The organism is Paenibacillus sp. An7, assembly GCF_009870785.1.
GTDB lineage: Bacteria > Bacillota > Bacilli > Paenibacillales > Paenibacillaceae > Paenibacillus.
The window spans coordinates 246,746-267,054 of record NZ_WTWX01000003.1 but is presented as its reverse complement, the minus strand read 5'-3'; the positions used below and the strand labels follow the sequence as shown (position 1 = coordinate 267,054).

The following is a 20,309-nucleotide window of genomic DNA, read 5'->3' as shown; positions in this document are numbered from 1 at the left end:
TGTAAACGATTCCTGTATATTCCTGTGTCTTCTTTCCAACACAAAAGCCTCTCCGCCAAACAACCCGTAACGGTGCGGAAAGGCTCCTGATTTAACTTACCATTTCTTATAAAAAGAAATCAAACAAGCTCTTAGATCAGCGATCAATACGGCCCATAACTTCATCCGTAAGACGCTGAATTCGTGCATGAGCATCTTCATTATTGTCGCCTTGAACGGCAAAGTATATTTTAATCTTCGGTTCTGTACCTGAAGGGCGCAAGCAGAACCATGAGCCATCTTCCAGAATGAATTTAAGTACATTCTCTTTAGGAAGATCATCAATACCTGTGGAATAATCCAATATCTCTTGAACCTTAATTCCAGCAACTTCTTCTGGAGCAGAAGTACGCCACTCGGTCATAATGGCCTGAATTTGTGCTACGCCATCTTTGCCTTTTAAGGTACGAGATTGCAAGTTCTCTAAGAAATAACCAAACTGCTCATACAGTTCTTGAAGAACATCATACAAGGTTTTGCCTACGCTCTTATAATAAGCAGCCGCTTCACAAATCAGCATCGCAGCGAGTACTGCATCTTTATCCCTTGCATAATTACCTGCGAGATAGCCGTAGCTTTCTTCGTATCCGAAAAGATAAGTATGACTGCCTGTCTCTTCAAAGGCATTCATCTTCTCACCAATATATTTAAAGCCCGTTAGTGTATTAAACACTTCCGCACCGTAATGTTTCGCAATTACAGCACCCATTTCACTAGTTACAATGGTTTTTACCACTGCGCCGTTCGTAGGAAGCTGTCCGCGCTCTTTCAGCTGTTCGAGGAGATAATTCGTCATAATGGCACCGGACTGGTTACCTGAGAGCACAAAATATTTGCCTTCTTTATCTTTTACAACTGCACCCATACGGTCCGCATCCGGATCGGTACCAATAATAATATCTGCATCCACTTTTTCACCTAGCTTCATGGCAAGTGTGAATGCTTCGCGTTCTTCTGGATTAGGTGACTTCACTGTAGTGAAATTTGCATCCGGCTCTGCTTGTTCAGGAACGACATGCACATTCGTAAATCCAATACGCTCCAGCACTTTTGTCACAGGCATATTTCCTGTACCATGCAGCGGTGTATAGACAATATTGAAATCTTTACTAAACTCAGCAGCGATCCGGTCCCGGTTCAAACTTTCGGCAGCAACGGTTTCAATGAATGCTTCATCTTCCGCATCACCAAGCCATACAAGCAGTCCTTGTGCTTCTGCATCCGCCTGCGTAAGCTTTTTCACATCAGCGAGGGAAGCTACATTCTGAATATACTGAATCACTTGTTCTGCTTCATCCGGCACAAGTTGTCCGCCTGAAGCATTATATACTTTGTAACCATTATATTCTGGAGGGTTATGACTTGCTGTGATCACGATTCCACCTGTCGCCTGCAAATGACGTACACTATAAGACAACTGTGGTGTCGGACGCAGTGATGTAAACAATTTAGCCACAATACCGTTCGCAGCGAGTACTAAAGCAGCCTCAAGAGCAAACTCCGGTGAAAAATGACGAGAATCATGAGCGATGACAACAGAAGGTTTTCCTTCTCCGTTATGAGCTTCATTAATGTAGCGTGCAAAACCTTGTGTTGCTTTTCCTACCGTATAACGGTTGATTCGGTTACTGCCTGCTCCAATGACACCGCGCAGACCTCCTGTACCGAATTCAAGCTCCCGGTAAAAACGATCCTCAAGTTCATTCGTATCTTCAGATAAATCGGTTAGCTCCTGTTTGGTTTCCTCATCAATCGATGGATCCTTAAGCCATTGTTCCCATGTTTGCTTCGCAGTTTCACTTAACATGTCGTCACCATTCTCCTTTATCCCATATGTAACTATGGTTCTCTATGTGGTTATTTCATGATTGTAAGCTAATCGATAATTCATTGCAGTTCATTCCGTAACATTCGGCCTATTGCGGATCAGATAGAGCAAACATAATCTCGCCTTCTGCAACCACTTTATCACCGACACGAGCGGTTGCTTTCCCTTTTCCAATGGAGCCTTTCAGACGTGTGATCTCAACCTCAAGCTCCAGCGTATCACCTGGTACCACTTGTCCGCGGAATCGGAAATTATCAAGACCAGCAAGGAAACCAATCTTACCTCGGTTACTTTCCACTTTAAGAATAGCCACTGCGCCTACTTGAGCGAGAGCCTCTGTAATAAGTACGCCCGGCATTACCGGATAGCCTGGAAAATGACCTGTGAAGAAGGGTTCATTGATGGTTACATTCTTAATTCCAACTGCTCGTTTACCCTCCTCGATCTCCACGATCTTATCGACCAATAAAAAGGGAGGTCTGTGAGGAATAATTTCTTGAATTTGATTAATATCTAACATATGTTTATAAACCCCTTCCTTACATGCATAAACAACCTATTCTTCGTCCATACTAATTATATCCTTCATTAACTGCAGTAGTGAAGGTTAAGATAAGGGGCTTGTTCCTTTGTGCCGCACAGTTCATACTGACGGTCTAAGGGAATCAGCCCTTTTTGTGTTTGCAGTATACACCGCAAAGTCCCCCATCATTATACATTTTTCGGGAACAAAAAGAAAACTCCTGCTTCACAGGAGTTCCGTTTCTAAAGCGATCCACAATACTACGTTCTGCCTACCCAATTAAGGTGCAAAAACAAGATCAAATATATGTTTCCATGTTAGATAATCAAAGGCAGATCCAATATCTCTCCCGCCAACGACCACATAACCGACTAACATACCTCCGATTAAAGCAAGTAACAAAAGCAGCGGAATCAGAAGCCGGCGTAAGATCTTCCGTGAAGATCCCTTCTTCTTCTCTACTTTTTTTTCTTCAGTCATAACCTTCACCTATGCCCTCATTGTATTCGCAAGATTCATCATCGTGTCACTTGAACTCAGTGCGCGGGCAGCCAGCTGGTAAGTGCGCTGTACTTCAAGCATTTGCGTCATCTCACTCGTTAGATCTACATTGGAATTCTCTAAATAACCTGCCCTAATGGTCGCTTCAGGCACCGTAGTTGCCGCATTTTCTCCAAAAACCATGTTTTCGCTGGCTCCAGAAATTAAGCTGAACAAGTTGTCTGAGCTAGCTACGAGCCCTTCAGGACGCATGGGTTCAACGAGTTGAAGTTGCCCTGCAATTCTTGCACTCATGGAGCCGCTCTCCCGCACTAATAAGTTACCGCTCGAATCAAATGCTACCGTAGCATTTGCCGGTGCAGTAATAGGCTGATTATCTCTGCCGAGTACAGCATAACCATCACTCGTTACGAGTCTCATACGCGGTGCTGCATTTGGGTCCTGAACCGATTCATCCGGTACAAAACGGAAATCACCTGCTCTTGTCCATGCTTTTTGACCATTCACTTCTACAGCAAACAGCGCATTTCCTTCAATAGCCAGATCTGTGGGATTTCCTGTCTCATTTAGTTCCCCTTGTGCCATATCTTGAGTAATCGATGTCATCTTCACACCATAGCCTACATTAAAACCGAGCGGCGTTGCTCTGCCATCCCGTGACAAAGAGGAAGCCTGCTGCTGAACACCTGTCAGTACATCTTCAAATGAAGCTTGTTTGCTCTTGTAACCTGCCGTGTCTACATTCGCAACGTTATTTGCGATCAAATCCAGTCGCTGCTGCATGCTCGTCATGGATACGAGAGCACTGATCATTGAATTATTCATATAATCCCCCAAACTTCAAAAATATGTAGTACCTCTACACACGCCCGATTTCATTTACGGCTTTTTCCAAGCTTTTATCGTAAAATTGAATTACTTTCTGATTGGCTTCATAGGCTCGAAGAGCTGCTGTTAAATCAACCATCGACTGCGCTGAATCCACTGTTGAACGTTCCAAGAATCCCTGCTTTACTTGAACCCGGTCTTCTGCTCCAAGCAGTCGCGCTGATCCCGCACGACCCGAGCTTAGCACATAATTCCCATTACCTTCTCTGACTAGCTGATATGGGTCATCCACGATGGTAATACCAAGTCTCTCACCTGTGACTCTTCCTGTAAGAGGATTCACTAGCTGTCCTTGCTCGTCCACTTTAAATTGATTCATGGCGCCTGTCAATCGAATAGGTTCACCATTATCTGACAATACCTCATAGCCTGTTGAACTTAGCAGTCTGCCTTCCGCATCCACCTGAAAACTGCCGTCCCGGGTATATTTTACGTTTCCTTCCTCATCTTGCACGGTAAAATAAGCCTGCGGTTTATAAATTACATCCCCATTATCACTGATATATTTACCTGACGCATCAAAAGGAATGGCTTCGCCTGTATTCGGATTTGTAACACGTAGATCTGAATATAGTGCAAAATCTGTTATTTTATCAGAGGGTATAAGATCCCCCTGTACATTCATAGACATGCTTTCTTCTGCAAATACGCCTGTATTTAAACTGCCAATCACCTTACTGAAGGGACTAGAGGAGTCACCGCTTCTGCTAAGCTGCATTTCCGGAAAGGAACGAACCAGACTCTCCACTTGTTTGTAACCGTTCGTATTAAGGTTAGCAATATTCTGTGTTACCGTATCATGTTTACGCTGTTGAGCAACCATTCCTGCAGCTGCCGTATAAAGACCTCGAATCACACCAGGTCCCTCCTTATTATTACAACTACTACCTATATCGGTGCATTAGAACTTTTTCTTAAGAGAACGGTCCAAATGATTAAGCATCAGTCCCGTTCCCTTGACAACGCAGTGCATCGGATCATCAGCAACCAGTACGGGTACCCGAAGTTCATCCGTTAAGAGCTCGTCCAGTCCTTTAAGTAAAGCACCCCCGCCTGTTAAAATCACACCTCGATCAATAATATCAGCAGATAATTCCGGCGGCGTCTGTTCGAGGACAAACTTAGCCGAAGCTACAATGGATGCTACCGAATCAGCGAGTGCCTCTTGCACTTCACTTGAAGTGATCGTCACGGTTTTAGGTAAGCCGCTGACCATATCACGTCCGCGAATATCAAGCTCTTCCTGCTGACCTCCCAGTTTTACGGTTCCAATGGATACTTTAATATGTTCCGAAGTCCGCTCTCCGATCAATAGCTTGTACTTATTTTTTATATATTTCAAAATAGCTTTGTCAAACTTGTCCCCTGCCATTTTAATAGAAGAAGCTGTAACGATCTCGCCCATAGATAATACGGCCACATCGGTGGTTCCTCCGCCAATATCGATGACCATATTTCCACTCGGTTCATAAATGTCCATGCCCGCTCCAATCGCTGCGGCTTTGGGCTCTTCTTCAAGAAACACCTCTTTGGCACCACTGCGCTCTGCTGCATCACGAATGGCTTTCTGTTCTACGGAGGTGATATTTGTCGGTGCACAAATTAAAATACGGGGACGGCTGTACCAATTTTTGCCGCCAACCCGGTTAATAAAATACTTGAGCATCACTTCTGTAATATCAAAGTCAGCAATGACGCCGTCCCGCAAAGGTCTAATTGCAATAATGTTACCTGGTGTTCTGCCGACCATGCGGCGTGCATCTTCTCCCACAGCAAGCACTTTCTTCGATCCACTCTCAATTGCAACTACCGAAGGTTCGTCGAGAACGACGCCACTGCCTTTTACGTGAATGAGCACATTGGCCGTACCAAGATCAATACCGATATCCTTGCTTAGCATATAAAAGAGCCCCCAAAGAGATATTTTTGATCGTATAATAGTTCCTTATTTCTTACCTATGTATTTCAACCATTGCTCGCTATTAGCTACATTTTGTGTCGAATCATGCAGATAAGAAGTCTTGTGCTTAAGCTTATACCATCTTTTAACATATCATACTTCAGGGGAGGTCTTCAACGTATTTGTATGCTTTTTGACCTACGTGAGTTTTATGGTCACTACGACTTCCCAGAAGCGAGCACCTCTCGATTTTTTCCGTTCGTTTTTTTATATTTAATCTTGGTTGCCTCGCCTCCTCGTAAATGGCGAATCGATTTATGGTACTCAAGAATGTGTTTTACCTGATCGGCAAGATCAGGGTTGATTTCCGGCAGTCGTTCGGTCAAATCCTTATGCACCGTGCTCTTTGAAACGCCAAATTCCTTGGCAATGGTACGGACCGTATTCCTCGTCTCAACGATACAGCGTCCGATTTTTATGGTCCGTTCTTTAATGTAATCGTGCACGCTCCCGCCTCCCTACTGTGGATAGTTTGGTACATTATATGAGAGGCATGCTTAGATATTCACAGTTTCATGGGGTGACAAGCTTTACAGCAATCAATTATTTTTCATTTTATTATCCACAGGTTTGTCCCAAAATGAATTCTTTCTATATAACAAAAGAAACAGCGGGCATGTCCCACTGCTTCTTTGTTTTTACCTAAATATTTTATTTTTTCAGGAATTGCTCTGGATTAACGGGTTTTCCTGCTTCGTACACTTCAAAGTGTACGTGGTTGCCGAGATCTTTACCAAGTTCACTCTTGCCTGAGATGGCAATGGTGTCACCTTGTTTCACTTCATCATTTTGTTTTACTTTTACATCAGCAATACTTTGATATACCGTTTTGAGATCATTGTCGTGAGTGATCTCGACAACCATTCCATTCAGCGGATGTTGTTCTACACGAGTTACTTTACCGCTCAGTGCAGCTTTCACTTCAAAAGTTTGGTCATCTGCTCTTGCTAAATCAATTCCCGCATTTGCGATAAAGGTTTGATCGTACTCTAGTAAAGCAAGTGCTTTCTCATCTGTCGTTGCTGCAGCGTCATAAAAAGGTTTCACTACGTTCACTTCCGATGCTACTGCCACCGGCCATGCTAGATTCTCAGACACGCCTTCTACTTCACTTGTAACCGGTTCTTCTTCCAAAACTCCAGTGGTAGGAACGGCTTCGCCATTCTCAGACACTTGCTTTGTCGTTTCTTTCACAGCAGACTGCATGCTAGCGTCCTGGTAGGCCCACACTAAAGTTAGTATAATAGCTGCTGCGGCGATGTAAGCTGCCGGGTATACCCACCGTTTGGACAACAGCTTTTTCCAGGATGAAGATTGTGATTCAGGTGCTCCATTACTTGTTTTTGGAGCATTTTCTTGGTTTTGATTTTTGTTTTGTTCATTCATTTTCTATCACCTCAGTAACAAGTGTTACCGAGCGCAACTCTTTTATACTCGTACTATTAAATTTATTTGCAAGATTTTTAAGAAGACTATGATTTGCCTTTATATAATAACTTGGAAGCTTGGCCAAAAGCGACTCCGTTATAGTAGTGTTTTAGAATCTGAGTTGCCGTATAACCTTCTTGCGCCATTCCGTTAGCTCCATACTGACTCATCCCTACTCCATGTCCATATCCGTGAGTGGTAATCGTAATCTCATCCCCATTTGTCTCCCACGTGAATTCAGTAGAACGCAGCCCGAGCTTCTCTCTTATCTCTATTCCCGTAAATACTTTCTTTCCGACCTGAATCTCTTTAATCCGATTTCCTGCTGTTTTAGACAGGACCTGAATAAAAGGCTTTGCCTTCTTGCCGCCAACAGATACGGGAATTGCATCGGAGGTTACATTCAGTTTATTCAGAAAATCAATTCGGGACATCGTTACACTTCCCTCATAACCTGGAGCAATCTTGGCATCCCATGGACTTTCGACACTTCGTAGATAAGGTACAGCTTGCTGCCATACATCTTCCGAGTTCTCGGTATATCCATTGCTAGTCGAGAAAAAGGCGGCGGTGATCGGCTCCCCTTTATAAGTCATAATGGTATCCTTGCTCTCCCTTACGGCTTGCTTCAGCTTGGCCCAATCTTTTTCTTTTCCCGCTTCTTTAAAATGAGCTTCGAGCTTGCTGTAAGGAATGTAGACCTGATGCTCAACCGTATCCTTCACGTCCGCACCCTCGGCCGGTATGCCGCTGCGATCTCCCGCAGCCATCCGCTTGGTTACAAATGTGCGCGCGGCAATGGCCTGCGCCTTGAGTGCTTCAATGTCGAAGTCCGAAGGCATTTCGGCTGCCACCACCCCGGTGACGTACTCTTCCATCGTCACCTTATCAATGGTGCCCGTTTTCGTTAGATAAACGCGCACCTCCGGTTCGGGATACACCACTGCCGGCTTTGGTGCCGGTGTGGTGTCAGGGACAAGGGCAGGCGGCTCTGCTAGGGCAGGATTCTGCGCAGCAGGGGCCGTCTGCCCTTGCACCGCCGGCGCAGGGCTCGGCGGTGGTGTGTCCTCGCGGGGCCAGGCAAGCACTGCTGGAATCAGCAGTGCCGCAATGGCTAGTCCCGCGAGGGCGGCGGCAGGGCCGGGCCGCCGGGGGCGCTGCGGTGCGGAGCCGCGGCGCCAGGAACGGGCGGCTTTGTAGGTGCCGCCCGCCGGGTTTGGTGCATGCAGCTGCGGTGCATGCACGGGCTGGCTGTGCCCGGTAAGAGGCACAGCGGGTTCAGCAGCGGGGGAAAGCGAAGCCTCTCCCCGCTCTCGTCTTTCTTTTACACCGCCCAGCTGCTCTTTGCTGCCTACTCCATTTACTATAGTAAGAGACGTTTGTTTTACGTTTCTAACTTTTAAGATTCCCTGCTCATCCCGCTCTATTAAAATCTCCGCTGGGCCGTAGGAAGTTTCGGTTACCTCTTGCCAAGGAATGGCTACAACCTTCTTCCTTTTCATTCGGACTCTTCTATTCTTAAGCTCTTCTTTAGGCATGGAAGAACCTCGTGTTGCCTTCATCTATATTCCTCCCAACATCTCATTTGATAGCTGCTCTAGCTCGGTAGATCAGATAGACCTTATATGTCATACATATGGAGATCTCGCTTCTGATAGAACCAAATTAAGAGAATATAAATGAGAGGTTGCCTAGTATTAAGACCACACTATAGTAGTTACTAATGATCTGTAATCTCATAATTGATGTGTTATTTCTAAATTCATAACATATAAAGAATAAGATATAAAGATAGCGATACGCCTTCTACCATCTTCTTTTCAATAGACCAAAGACCATGCATTATAAAAAGGTGCTATAAAATAAAAAAAGACTGGAGACATCCTAGTTATAAGCTAGTGTGTCTACAGTCTTTACCAAGCCCATAAAGGCTTGGTTTCAATTTTCTTACACAATGTTGCACCGGGTTTCATTCTATCTGTTAGCTTACGCTAAAGTAGGCTGAACCTTAAATCTTGCTGTTTCTGTTTCCGTTACAGCGGATTCTGTCGATTTCGCTTCACGCTTAGGCTCCTCTACCGATACACGATAGATGTCTGCTCCAAGACCGTTCAGCTTCTCTGCAAGGTGCACATAACCGCGGTCAATATGATGAACACCGCCTACTTCTGTTGTGCCGTCAGCGATCAAACCAGCAAGAATCAAAGCAGCACCTGCACGCAAGTCCGTAGCTGTTACTTTGGCTCCGGTAAGTTTAGCTCCTCCAGTAATAATCGAAGAACGACCTTCTACTTTGATCTCTGCATTCATCAGGTTGAACTCATCCACATGCATAAATCGATTCTCGAATACCGTTTCCGTTACAACACTTGTACCTTGGGATTTGAGCAGTAATGCCATCATTTGTGATTGCATGTCTGTCGGGAATCCTGGGTAAGGGAGCGTCTTGATATCCACAGCTTTTAGAGGACCGTCAGCAATGACACGCACTCCGTTTTCGTCAGGGACAATCTTCACACCCATTTCTTCCATCTTAGAGATAACAGGGCCAAGATGATCAGAAATTGCACCTTCAACATAAACGTCTCCGCCTGTAATCGCTGCAGCAGCCATATATGTCCCTGCTTCGATTCGATCTGGAATGACAGCATGTTTTACACCGTGAAGTTTTTCTACGCCTTCAATGCGAATCACGCCTGTGCCAGCACCGCGTACTTTTGCACCCATCCCATTCAGGTAGTTTGCCAGATCCACAATTTCCGGTTCTTTTGCTGCATTCTCAAGAATCGTTGTTCCTTCTGCAAGTACAGCAGCCATCATAATGTTTTCCGTTGCACCAACACTCGCAACATCCAAATAAATTTTGGCTCCGCGCAGTTTTCCATTTGATCTTGCTTCTATATAACCATGTCCTAGGCTGATTTCTGCACCCATTGCTTCAAAACCTTTAAGGTGTTGATCAATCGGGCGTGTACCAATCGCACATCCGCCTGGAAGAGATATTTTTGTATAACCCATACGTGTTAGCAGAGGACCCATAACCAAGAAAGACGCCCGCATTTTTGTAACCCATTCGTAAGGGGCTTCGCACGAAGTAAGATTCGTTGCGTCTACGGTGATTACTTCATTTTGGTATGTAACTTCCGCTCCTAGCGATTCCAGTACTTTGTTAATTGTCATCACATCGTCTAAAGGAGGTGCATCTGTAATAATGCTTACTCCTTCTTCCCCTAAGAGAGAGGCGGCGATGATCGGAAGAACTGAATTTTTAGCGCCGCTGACTTTGACACTTCCGGTCAATCTCTTGCCTCCGCGGACGATAAATTTGCTCATCTTGTTTCCCTCCGCGCGTTATTTTTCTTTTTCTGCTTACGAGTGGAGTTTCCTCTTTCACTTGTCGTCCGATCCCGTCGGAAAATTCGACATCATTATTAAACATTCGTCAAGATGTCGTATTTCAGAAAAGAATAGTTTGCACTTTTCATTTTTTAAATTCGTTAGTGATTAAAAACATGATTTCCATCATATAAGACCATTTCTATTCGAAATCATTTGAAACTGTGATTAAAAACAAAGAAATAGCAGTCATTCCGCTAATCCCCTAACTTACATCATAACATTAAAAGTTCATGGGAGACAAGCGATTTTTCTTTTTACATTGTTTTTTACCATTCCATACGGATCAACGTATAAAACGACCGACATTGCATTGTATCAAATGAATATCTTTAATTCCATTGTTCACATAAAAACATAATGTTATTCGACAAAAGCTGTCTTAAGGTATTCTAGCCTAAGAGTGATATAACCAGCCTAGAAAGCTTTAAAACAGATATTTAAGCATTTGTGTCCATGAGAGATATTCGAGCACGAAATCAGACACAAAATGTCCCAGCACTATCGCTAAAAGCAGCTGCAGCATTCTAGCTTGAGCACTCTTTGGGTGTTTAACAATCAAGTCGAGTTTCAAGTGCTGTAAGGACCACCAAGCAATCGCAATACAGGAAAGTGAGATAATCATAGCTATAAGACTATTTGTGCTAATGGCCTGATTCACTTGATCATTCAACAGTTGATCCATGTCCAGCCTCCGTCTTTCTTTGTTAATGATTTATTTCACATACTGTGAAATCATATTCGGATCAGTGTTTATTGTCAACCAATCTTACAACATTGGAACCCATAAACCTTAATTTAACTCTGAATTGTTATACTTTTGACAAAAAACATGTCTAATCCGTATTCTTTCTGTCATTTCCTCGGAAATAATCTCAAAAACAAAAAGAACCTGACGAATGGTCAGGTTCTTTGTTCTATAGGTTTTTGCCGGATACTTTAAGTCGGTTCATTGCTTTTTGTAATGCAATTTCAGCACGACGGTGATCGTATTGATCTCTGCTTCCGCTAGATGTTAAACGAGTTTCTGCACGCTCAAGAGCAGCTTTTGCACGAATTACATCAATCTCAGAAGCGAGTTCAGCACTCTCAGCCAAAATGACTACCTTCTCTTTGCGAACCTCTACAAAACCGCCTGCAACAGCAATTTTCAGTTCCTTTCCATCCGTTTTAATGGACACAGGTGCAATTTGCAAGGGAGTTACGAAGGGAACGTGACCAGGAAGGATTCCCAGTTCACCTTCCACTCCGCGTACAACCAGGCTATTTACCTGTTCAGAGAAGATGAGTCGCTCCGGAGTTACAATTTCCAATAAAAAGGTACTCATTGTCATCCCTCCTGAACTCTATCCGAAGGATAGTTCAACTCATCTTTGGGTCATTAATCCTTAGGACTAATGGACTATTCCATTGATTTTGCTTTTTCTACCGCTTCTTCAATTGTTCCTACGAACAGGAATGCTGCTTCTGGAAGATGGTCATACTTACCATCTAGAATTTCTCTGAAACTGCGAACTGTATCTTTAACAGGAACATATTTACCCGGGAATCCGTTAAATGCTTCTGCTACGTGGAACGGTTGGGATAAGAAACGTTGGATTTTACGAGCACGTGCTACGAGCATTTTGTCTTCTTCGCTCAGCTCATCCATACCCAAGATCGCAATGATATCTTGAAGTTCGTTGTAACGAGCAAGAATACGTTTAACTCCTTGAGCTACGTTATAATGCTCTTCCCCTACTACTTCTGGAGTAAGGATACGTGAACTTGATGCGAGTGGATCTACCGCAGGGTAGATACCCATCTCAGAGATTTTACGCTCAAGGTTCGTTGTTGCATCCAAGTGAGCAAATGTAGTTGCCGGCGCAGGGTCAGTGTAGTCATCTGCAGGAACATAGATTGCCTGAATGGAAGTTACTGAACCTGTTTTCGTAGAAGTAATACGTTCTTGAAGTTGACCCATTTCCGTTGCAAGCGTAGGTTGGTAACCTACCGCTGATGGCATACGTCCCATGAGGGCAGAAACCTCAGAACCTGCTTGAGTAAAGCGGAAGATGTTATCAATGAAGAGAAGAACGTCTTTACCTTCTTGATCACGGAAATACTCAGCCATAGTAAGACCTGTCAAGGCTACGCGAAGACGTGCACCTGGGGGCTCATTCATTTGGCCGAATACCATTGCTGTCTTTTGAATAACGCCAGAGTCCGTCATCTCATGGTACAAGTCATTACCTTCACGAGTACGCTCACCAACACCGGCAAATACAGAGATACCGCCATGTTCTTGAGCAATGTTGTTGATAAGTTCTTGAATAGTTACCGTTTTACCTACACCCGCACCGCCGAAAAGACCAATTTTACCGCCTTTTGCGTATGGAGCTAGCAAGTCGATAACTTTAATTCCTGTCTCCAGCATTTCTGCTTGTGTAGACAACTCATCAAAAGTAGGCGCTTGACGGTGAATTGGATTACGAACAGCCGTTTCAATTACACCGCCATTGTCAATTGGATTACCTAGTACGTTAAATACTCGGCCCAAAGTAGCTTCCCCTACGGGTACAGAAATAGGTGCACCTGTATTGATTGCTTCTGCACCGCGAACGAGTCCATCTGTAGAAGACATTGCAATACAGCGTACACGGTTATCGCCTAGATGTTTCGCTGCTTCAAGCGTAAGGTTGATTTCTTTACCATCGCTTGTCTTTGTGTTGATTGTAACTGCATTATTAATATCGGGAAGTCCGTCACGGTCGAACTCAACGTCAACAACCGCACCCGTAATGCTGACAACGCGTCCTTTGTTCATCTTCAGTTCCCTCCTACAAGCTATTGCAGTAATAACCTCCTGTCATCATTCATTCATCATAAATGTGAAAGAGCATTATTCTGAAAGCTTCATTGTTTATCCGTACTTGATTAAGATTGCGCGTTTGCACCAGCCACAATTTCTGTGATTTCCTGTGTAATCGCAGCTTGACGTGCTCTGTTATAAGTAAGCGACAATTCGCCAATAAGCTTCGATGCATTTTTCGTTGCACTGCCCATCGCTGTCATTTTCGCTCCAAGTTCACTTGCTTTACCGTTCAGAAGTGCACCATAGATCAAAGTCTCGGCGTAGCGAGGCAAAAGAGCTTCCAGTACTGCCTCTGCTGAAGGTTCGTACTCATATTGAGCAGAAGCTTCGGTCTGCTTCTTCTCCGGTTTTTCCATCGGAAGAAGTTTTTCAACCGTCGGAATTTGGGTAATTGCATTTACAAATTGGCTGTAACAGATGTAGATCTCATCATACTTTCCTGCTTCAAATCCAGAAACGGTTTCGTTCGCAATGGATTTAATATCAGCAAAGGTTGGGGAGTCAGACAGATCTGTAACATCCATACCAATCGGCTGCTCACGGCGTCTGAAGAAATCACGGCCCTTCCGTCCAATTACAAACAGAACATATTCGTCTTTAGAGGTGTGGCGTTCCTTTAGAGTCAGGGATACCTGACGAAGAACGTTGGCATTGTATCCACCTGCAAGACCACGATCTGAAGTAATTACAAGATAAGCTGTCTTTTTGACAGGACGAGTCACCAGCATGGGATGGGTAACCTCTGTGGAAGAGGATGCAATGCTTGTTACCACTTCCTTCAACTTCTCGGAATATGGTTTTGCAGCTTCTGCTTTCTCCTGCGCTTTTCTAAGCTTGGAGGCAGCAACCATCTCCATTGCCTTAGTAATTTGCTTCGTGCTCTGAACACTTTTGATTTGACGCTTGATTTCGCGCATACCTTTTGCCATGTTTTCACCACCTTAAAGTTTTGACGAAGTCAAAACTAACTTCGAAAGCATTTACTTCATATAAGAAAGAGGGACTGCGGCGTACGTTGTGTTCGCGCAGCCCTTCTTTGGTTCTTTAATATGGAATACGATACGGCTTAGTTCGATGATTTAGAGAAGCTGTTTCTGAATTTCTCGATCGAGTTTTTCAGAGCAGCCTCATTATCTGCAGTAAGCTCTTTCGTTGTACGGATGGATTCAAGAATCTCAGGGTGGTTGCTTTCCATGAATGAGAGATATTCTCTCTCAAAACGAGTTACATCACCTACTGGGATTTCATCTAGATATCCTTTAGTCGCTGTATATAAGCTGACAACCTGTTGTTCAACAGGAAGTGGTTTATGCACATCTTGCTTCAGAATTTCCATCATCCGCGCACCACGGTTCAGACGAGCTTGTGTTGATTTATCAAGATCAGATCCGAATTGGGAGAACGCTTGAAGCTCACGATATTGGGCTAGATCCAGACGCAGGGAACCTGCTACCTTTTTCATCGCTTTAATCTGAGCGGAACCACCAACACGGGATACCGAGATACCTACGTTGATCGCTGGACGTTGACCTGAGTTAAACAAGTCTGCTTCCAGGAAGATCTGACCATCGGTAATCGAGATTACGTTTGTTGGGATGTATGCAGAAACGTCAGATGCCTGCGTTTCAATAAATGGCAGTGCGGTTAATGAACCACCACCAAGTTCGTCATTCAGTTTAGCTGCACGCTCGAGCAAACGGGAATGCAGATAGAAAACGTCACCTGGGTAAGCTTCCCGACCCGGAGGACGACGAAGCAGCAAGGAAAGTTCACGGTATGCAGATGCTTGTTTAGTCAAGTCATCATACACTACGAGCACATGCTCACCTTTGTACATAAAGTACTCACCCATTGCACAACCAGCATAAGGAGCTATGTAGAGAAGTGGTGAAGGCTCAGAAGCAGATGCAGTTACAACCGTTGTATACTCCATTGCACCATTACGGCGAAGTGTTTCAACTACTTGTGCAACCGTGGATTGTTTTTGTCCAATAGCAACGTAGATACATTTCATTCCGCTGCCTTTTTGGTTAAGGATCGCATCAATTGCAATCGCTGTTTTACCTGTTTGACGGTCACCGATAATAAGCTCACGTTGTCCGCGGCCGATTGGTACCATTGCGTCAATCGCTTTGATTCCTGTTTGCATTGGCTCATGAACCGATTTACGGGCCATAACACCAGGTGCTTGGTTCTCTACCGGGCGGAATTCATCTGTTGCAAGCGGACCCTTGCCATCAACGGGTTGTCCCATTGCATTAACGACACGGCCGATCAAAGCTTCCCCTACCGGAACTTGCATGATTTGTCCTGTACGTTTTACTTGGTCTCCTTCACGAATGTCTGTGTAAGGTCCCATGATAACGATACCTACGTTGCTTTCTTCAACGTTAAGCGCTAGGCCCAAAACGCCTGTAGAAAACTCTACGAGCTCACCGGACATTACGTTCTCGAGTCCATAAACACGGGCAATCCCGTCACCGACTTCGATTACAGAACCAACTTCGCTGACTTCGATGTCCGTTTTGTATTGTTCGATCTGATTTTTAATGATAGTACTAATTTCTTCAGGTCTGATACTCAAGCGTCCTCACCCCTCACTACTTTACTCGTCTTGTAAAAGACTGTTCTAGACGTTTCAGCTGGCCTGCCAGACTTCCGTCATAAATTGTATCGCCGATGGCAACTTTAAGTCCGCCAATCAAGCTTTTATCAATCACATTTTCAATGCGAACTTGTTTACCAATACGAGCACTAAAATCTTTAGCAACTGTATCTTTCTCTTCCTGGCTAAGCTCATATGTCGAATACACACGCGCATTAACCATTCCAAGTGAATCTGATTCGAATTTAATGTAACTTTCCACGACGGATTCCAGTACATGGATTCGGTTACGTTCGATAAGCAGTTTAATTGTATTTAAGACTGGCTCCGATACTTTGCCTTGCAGACTGCTGTCTACAACGCTCAGTTTCGAAGCAACACTGACGTTTGGAGAAGAGATAAATTTAACGATGTCGCGATCTCCTGTAATAGAGGTTGCAACCGCGTGAAGCTCGGCTTCGACTTCCAGTACGGATTGATTTTTGATCGCCACTTCAAACAACGCTTTTGCATATCTCTTGGCGACTACCGAATCCCTACTCATGGTCTGCCTCCTACTTCATTCAGATACTTTTCAACAAGCTCTTCCTGAACGTTGTCTTGCTTAACTTCTTTATCCAAAATCTTGGATGCGATCTGTACAGATACCGCTCCAAGTTCACTGCGGAGGGATTCAACCGCTTTATTCTTCTCACTCTCAATCGCACGAACAGCTTCCAGTTTCAGACGCTCTGCTTCTTGTTTTGCTTCATTCAGCATTTGCTCTGTTTGGTTTACACTAGTTTTGCGAGATTGTTCAATAATACTTTGAGCTTCATTACGCGCTTCTTGCAAAGCTGCTTTTTGCTCTTCAACATATTGGGTAGCCTGTTCACGAGTTTGTTTTGCTTCATTAAGCTGGGAAGCAACTAGCTCACGACGCTGCTCCATAATAGCGAACAATTTGTTAAATGCATACTTGGACAAAAGCCAATAAAGGATCAAGAACGCAACAATGGTAATAGCAATGTTTTCCCATAAAATGTGCACTCACGTCACTCCTTTCCGTTCATTCCTGTATCGTAACAAAAACGAAGGCGCGGATGGCATCGCCCTCCCCGCCAAACCGTTACTTCTGATATTATGAAAACATAATCAAGAACGCGATAACTGTAGCTGCCAAAGGTACTACCTCTACGATACCTACACCGATAAACATAGTTGTTTGCAATGGCCCACGAGCTTCTGGTTGACGAGCGATAGACTCAACTGTTCTACTTACGATCATACCGTTACCAAGACCTGCACCAAGTGCACCCAAACCTACTGCGATAGCTGCTGCTAACATTTCCATTTTTAAATTTCCTCCTCGAAATATATATACATTTTTTTGTTAACCTAACTTAATATAATAATCTCCTTCTGCTTACAAACAGTTGTGGAGTTACTATTATTGTGGAAAAGATATCTAATATTCTTCGTGAATTGTCGTCTGAGCGATGTACACCATCGACAAGATTGTGAAGATAAAGGCTTGCAATGCTCCTACGAAAATACTGAATCCTTGCCATGCCATCATGGCTGGAATACCATACCATCCCATCTTGAGAATGGTAGAGATCAGAATCTCTCCCGCAAAAATATTGGCAAACAAACGAATCGCAAGGGCGATCGGCTTCGCCAAGTTCTCAATAATGTTCAGCGGCAGAAACACAGGAAACGGTTCGATGTAGTGTTTCAGGTAATGCTTACGGTTGTATCTCAATCCAAGATAATTCATCAGAATGAAGATAATGATCGCAAGCCCTGCGGTGATCGAAATATCTGCGGTAGGAGATTTCCACCATAGAATTTCTGAATGTTCTCCATTACCAAGACTTCTGGTCGCTTCAATTACGTGTCCGAATACACTTGCTGGCTCATCATGTTCCGAGATAATAGAGAACGGCAAACCAAGCATGTTGGATACGAAAATAAACAGAATCAGTGTTAACCCCAAAGTTATGTAAGGCTTACCTTTACTTAAAGGCATGGCACTTGCCACAATGTTCTGGACGAATTCAACGACCCATTCCATAAAATTCTGTACTTTAGAAGGATTCTCTACAGATAGATTCCGAACACACAAACGAACAAGTATGAACACGAATAGCACCGTCACTGTAAGCATTAAAACAGCGGAAAGGTCAATGTTCAATCCTCCGAGTTCGATAATCGGTGAGTCATGCATATTGATTTATTCACCCCTTTCCCCATAGTAATGTTATTTTCTTGATCTAGCGTTCACCAAAATACTAATTGGAATTGCCAAAATCTGTACCGTGAAAAGACCCATCACTGTAAAACCCACTGATATCTGGTCGAATCTCACAGCCAGCATGATCGCCAGAAGAGAGATACACATCCGTGACAAGAAACCAAAACTCACATATTTGCTTCCAGGAGTTACTACACTCTCTGAAACCTGATGAATTTTGATATACAGATATCTAAAGTTAAACAACCCTGCTGCAAGACCAATGATGAGGCCTAAAAACAAAGGACGTTGTTCAGGGAATATCACCCATACGAGAAGTGATCCCGATAAGAGGAAGAACGTCGCTCTTGTAACAGCATTTACAATGGAAGACAAATCATTCATTTTGTTCCCCCAAAAACTTCTTAATAAAAAGGGCTATATTTAGAACACCTAAAATGAGACCCGATAGACAGCCAATAGCAATCCAAAAACTTGGTCCATTCACAGCATTCATGAGCCACTTTCCTATAAAGTATCCGATCGTTATGTAAGCAGCCAGCAGGATGCCTGAACCACCGATACTCAAAGCAATCAACCACGGTTTATCCTGATTCATAATAAGACACAACCCATCCCTAGAAAGCGCTGTATATGGAAAATGAGTTAATATTCTCTTTCCTCTGAGATCGAGAGAAAAAGATGAAAAATGTGTCAAGTTTGTCCAATCCCAATTATCTTACTGAATGGTTTAAGCGTTTGTCAATCGGTAGAACAACCTGTTCTGGCTGTAAGAAACATTGAAAAATCCTGAAAGAAAATCAGAAAATCTTTCAAACCCTTATAAACCGTACAGTTATACTGTACGCTCTACTGCCTATACTAGACATTGAAAGGTTAAATTATTTTTTGAACTTTCTGTGAAAAGTTTCGGGACGTTCGCTTTTTTTACCGAAATAGTGCAAAATCGCACTGACAATACGCTCGGATGCATGTCCATCGCCGTAAGGATTTGCTGCTTCGCTCATTGAAGCGTACAGTTCTGAATCTGTTAATAATGCTTTTGTTCTTGCATATACATTTTCCTCGTCTGTACCAACCAGTTCTAGTGTTCCTGCCTCAATCCCCTCTGGTCTTTCCGTTGTATCACGAAGAACAAGAACAGGCACTCCGAATGAAGGAGCCTCTTCCTGCATTCCACCGGAATCCGTTAGGATCAGATGTGTGTGTGGATAAATGTTATGGAAATCCACTACATCTAGCGGATCAATCAGCTTAATGCGCGGATGGTTTCCAAGCAGCTCATAAGCAGGTTCTTTAACAGCTGGGCTTGGATGTACAGGATAGACAATAGCAATATCCTCGAATTCATCCGCAATGCGTTTTACTGCCTTGAATATATTCCGATGCGGTTCACCTTGTGATTCTCTGCGATGCGCCGTCATCAAAATCAATCTTTTTCCCTTAGCAAACTCCAGCACAGGGTGGTTGTAATCTTCGCGTACTGTATATTGAAACACATCTGTAACGGTGTTGCCTGTGACAAATACACTTGATTCCGATTTATTTTCACGCAGTAAATTGCTTCCGGACATATCTGTTGGAGCAAAGTGTAAATCTGCCAAAACCCCAGTTAGTTGTCTGTTCATTTCTTCTGGATATGGAGAGAGTTTATTCCAGGTACGAAGCCCAGCTTCTACATGACCTACCTTAATTTGCTGTAAAAAAGCAGCATAACTTGCTAGGAACGTAGTCAGGGTATCTCCATGAACCAGAACGATGTCAGGCTTCGCTTCCTGCAGGACGGGTTCAAGGCCTTCCAGTACGCGAACGGTAACTTCATTCAGCGTTTGGCGCTCTTTCATGACATCCAGATCATAATCCGGTGTAATGTTAAAAACTTCAAGTACTTGGTCCAGCATCTGACGATGCTGGGCCGTTACACATACAATGGATTCGATATCTTCGGAGTGACGTTCCAGCTCCAAAATGAGTGGAGCCATCTTGATTGCTTCAGGGCGCACTCCGAATACCGTCATTACTTTAATTTTAGACATTTCTCAAGAGCCCCT

22 protein-coding genes are annotated in these 20,309 nt (G+C 43.8%); all 22 read right to left on the bottom strand.

What is annotated here, in order from left to right:
• Positions 1-136: 136 nt before the first annotated feature.
• Positions 137-1,846 carry a phospho-sugar mutase gene (locus GQY27_RS06480; RefSeq protein ID WP_160032727.1) on the bottom strand — a complete coding sequence of 570 codons (1,710 nt, stop codon included), beginning with the start codon at positions 1,844-1,846 and terminating at the stop codon, positions 137-139.
• Positions 1,847-1,955: 109 nt separating this feature from the next.
• The gene (gene fabZ, locus GQY27_RS06475; protein WP_160032726.1) at positions 1,956-2,387 is read right to left on the bottom strand and encodes a 3-hydroxyacyl-ACP dehydratase FabZ; all 432 of its coding nucleotides are present in this window, start codon (positions 2,385-2,387) and stop codon (positions 1,956-1,958) included.
• A gap of 282 nt (positions 2,388-2,669) precedes the next feature.
• Positions 2,670-2,870 carry a DNA-directed RNA polymerase subunit beta gene (locus GQY27_RS06470; RefSeq protein WP_160032805.1) on the bottom strand — a complete coding sequence of 67 codons (201 nt, stop codon included), beginning with the start codon at positions 2,868-2,870 and terminating at the stop codon, positions 2,670-2,672.
• 9 nt (positions 2,871-2,879) lie between these two features.
• Positions 2,880-3,716 carry a flagellar hook-basal body protein gene (locus GQY27_RS06465; protein ID WP_160032725.1) on the bottom strand — a complete coding sequence of 279 codons (837 nt, stop codon included), beginning with the start codon at positions 3,714-3,716 and terminating at the stop codon, positions 2,880-2,882.
• Positions 3,717-3,750: 34 nt separating this feature from the next.
• On the bottom strand, positions 3,751-4,635 hold the full coding sequence (locus GQY27_RS06460) for a flagellar hook-basal body protein (protein ID WP_160032724.1): 885 nt from the start codon (positions 4,633-4,635) through the stop codon (positions 3,751-3,753).
• Positions 4,636-4,680: 45 nt separating this feature from the next.
• Positions 4,681-5,679 (bottom strand): cell shape-determining protein Mbl, encoded by a 999-nt coding sequence (mbl, locus tag GQY27_RS06455; protein ID WP_160032723.1) that lies wholly within the window; start codon positions 5,677-5,679, stop codon positions 4,681-4,683.
• Between the two features lie 218 nt (positions 5,680-5,897).
• Positions 5,898-6,185, bottom strand: a complete 288-nt coding sequence (spoIIID, locus tag GQY27_RS06450; protein ID WP_160032722.1) for a sporulation transcriptional regulator SpoIIID — start codon at positions 6,183-6,185, stop codon at positions 5,898-5,900.
• A 205-nt stretch (positions 6,186-6,390) separates the two neighbouring features.
• Positions 6,391-7,125, bottom strand: a complete 735-nt coding sequence (locus GQY27_RS06445; protein WP_160032721.1) for a M23 family metallopeptidase — start codon at positions 7,123-7,125, stop codon at positions 6,391-6,393.
• A gap of 86 nt (positions 7,126-7,211) precedes the next feature.
• Complete coding sequence (gene spoIID / locus GQY27_RS06440; protein WP_236570509.1) at positions 7,212-8,729, bottom strand: stage II sporulation protein D; 1,518 nt, start codon at positions 8,727-8,729, stop codon at positions 7,212-7,214.
• Between the two features lie 424 nt (positions 8,730-9,153).
• A complete protein-coding gene (gene murA, locus GQY27_RS06435) occupies positions 9,154-10,500 on the bottom strand; it encodes a UDP-N-acetylglucosamine 1-carboxyvinyltransferase (RefSeq protein WP_160032720.1) in 1,347 nt (448 codons plus the stop codon).
• Between the two features lie 490 nt (positions 10,501-10,990).
• Positions 10,991-11,248: a DUF1146 family protein gene (locus GQY27_RS06430; RefSeq protein WP_442950883.1), complete on the bottom strand. Its 258-nt coding sequence runs from the start codon at positions 11,246-11,248 to the stop codon at positions 10,991-10,993.
• A 232-nt stretch (positions 11,249-11,480) separates the two neighbouring features.
• Complete coding sequence (locus tag GQY27_RS06425; RefSeq protein ID WP_160032719.1) at positions 11,481-11,891, bottom strand: F0F1 ATP synthase subunit epsilon; 411 nt, start codon at positions 11,889-11,891, stop codon at positions 11,481-11,483.
• Between the two features lie 74 nt (positions 11,892-11,965).
• Positions 11,966-13,369, bottom strand: a complete 1,404-nt coding sequence (atpD, locus tag GQY27_RS06420) for a F0F1 ATP synthase subunit beta (RefSeq protein WP_160032718.1) — start codon at positions 13,367-13,369, stop codon at positions 11,966-11,968.
• Positions 13,370-13,479: 110 nt separating this feature from the next.
• A complete protein-coding gene (atpG, locus tag GQY27_RS06415) occupies positions 13,480-14,346 on the bottom strand; it encodes an ATP synthase F1 subunit gamma (protein WP_160032717.1) in 867 nt (288 codons plus the stop codon).
• Positions 14,347-14,483: 137 nt separating this feature from the next.
• Positions 14,484-16,001 (bottom strand): F0F1 ATP synthase subunit alpha, encoded by a 1,518-nt coding sequence (gene atpA, locus GQY27_RS06410; protein WP_160032716.1) that lies wholly within the window; start codon positions 15,999-16,001, stop codon positions 14,484-14,486.
• Between the two features lie 16 nt (positions 16,002-16,017).
• Entirely contained in the window at positions 16,018-16,566 is a 549-nt protein-coding gene (locus GQY27_RS06405; protein WP_160032715.1) for a F0F1 ATP synthase subunit delta, read from the bottom strand.
• Complete coding sequence (gene atpF, locus GQY27_RS06400) at positions 16,563-17,051, bottom strand: F0F1 ATP synthase subunit B (protein ID WP_160032714.1); 489 nt, start codon at positions 17,049-17,051, stop codon at positions 16,563-16,565. Before atpF ends, GQY27_RS06405 begins: the two co-directional genes overlap by 4 nt.
• Before the next feature lie 91 nt (positions 17,052-17,142).
• On the bottom strand, positions 17,143-17,355 hold the full coding sequence (atpE, locus tag GQY27_RS06395; protein WP_091160819.1) for a F0F1 ATP synthase subunit C: 213 nt from the start codon (positions 17,353-17,355) through the stop codon (positions 17,143-17,145).
• 114 nt (positions 17,356-17,469) lie between these two features.
• Complete coding sequence (gene atpB, locus GQY27_RS06390; protein WP_160032713.1) at positions 17,470-18,231, bottom strand: F0F1 ATP synthase subunit A; 762 nt, start codon at positions 18,229-18,231, stop codon at positions 17,470-17,472.
• 33 nt (positions 18,232-18,264) lie between these two features.
• Entirely contained in the window at positions 18,265-18,642 is a 378-nt protein-coding gene (locus GQY27_RS06385; protein ID WP_160032712.1) for an ATP synthase subunit I, read from the bottom strand.
• Positions 18,635-18,856 carry an ATPase F0F1 gene (locus tag GQY27_RS06380; RefSeq protein ID WP_160032711.1) on the bottom strand — a complete coding sequence of 74 codons (222 nt, stop codon included), beginning with the start codon at positions 18,854-18,856 and terminating at the stop codon, positions 18,635-18,637. Before GQY27_RS06380 ends, GQY27_RS06385 begins: the two co-directional genes overlap by 8 nt.
• Before the next feature lie 283 nt (positions 18,857-19,139).
• A complete protein-coding gene (wecB, locus tag GQY27_RS06375) occupies positions 19,140-20,294 on the bottom strand; it encodes a non-hydrolyzing UDP-N-acetylglucosamine 2-epimerase (RefSeq protein WP_160032710.1) in 1,155 nt (384 codons plus the stop codon).
• Between the last annotated feature and the right edge of the window lie 15 nt (positions 20,295-20,309).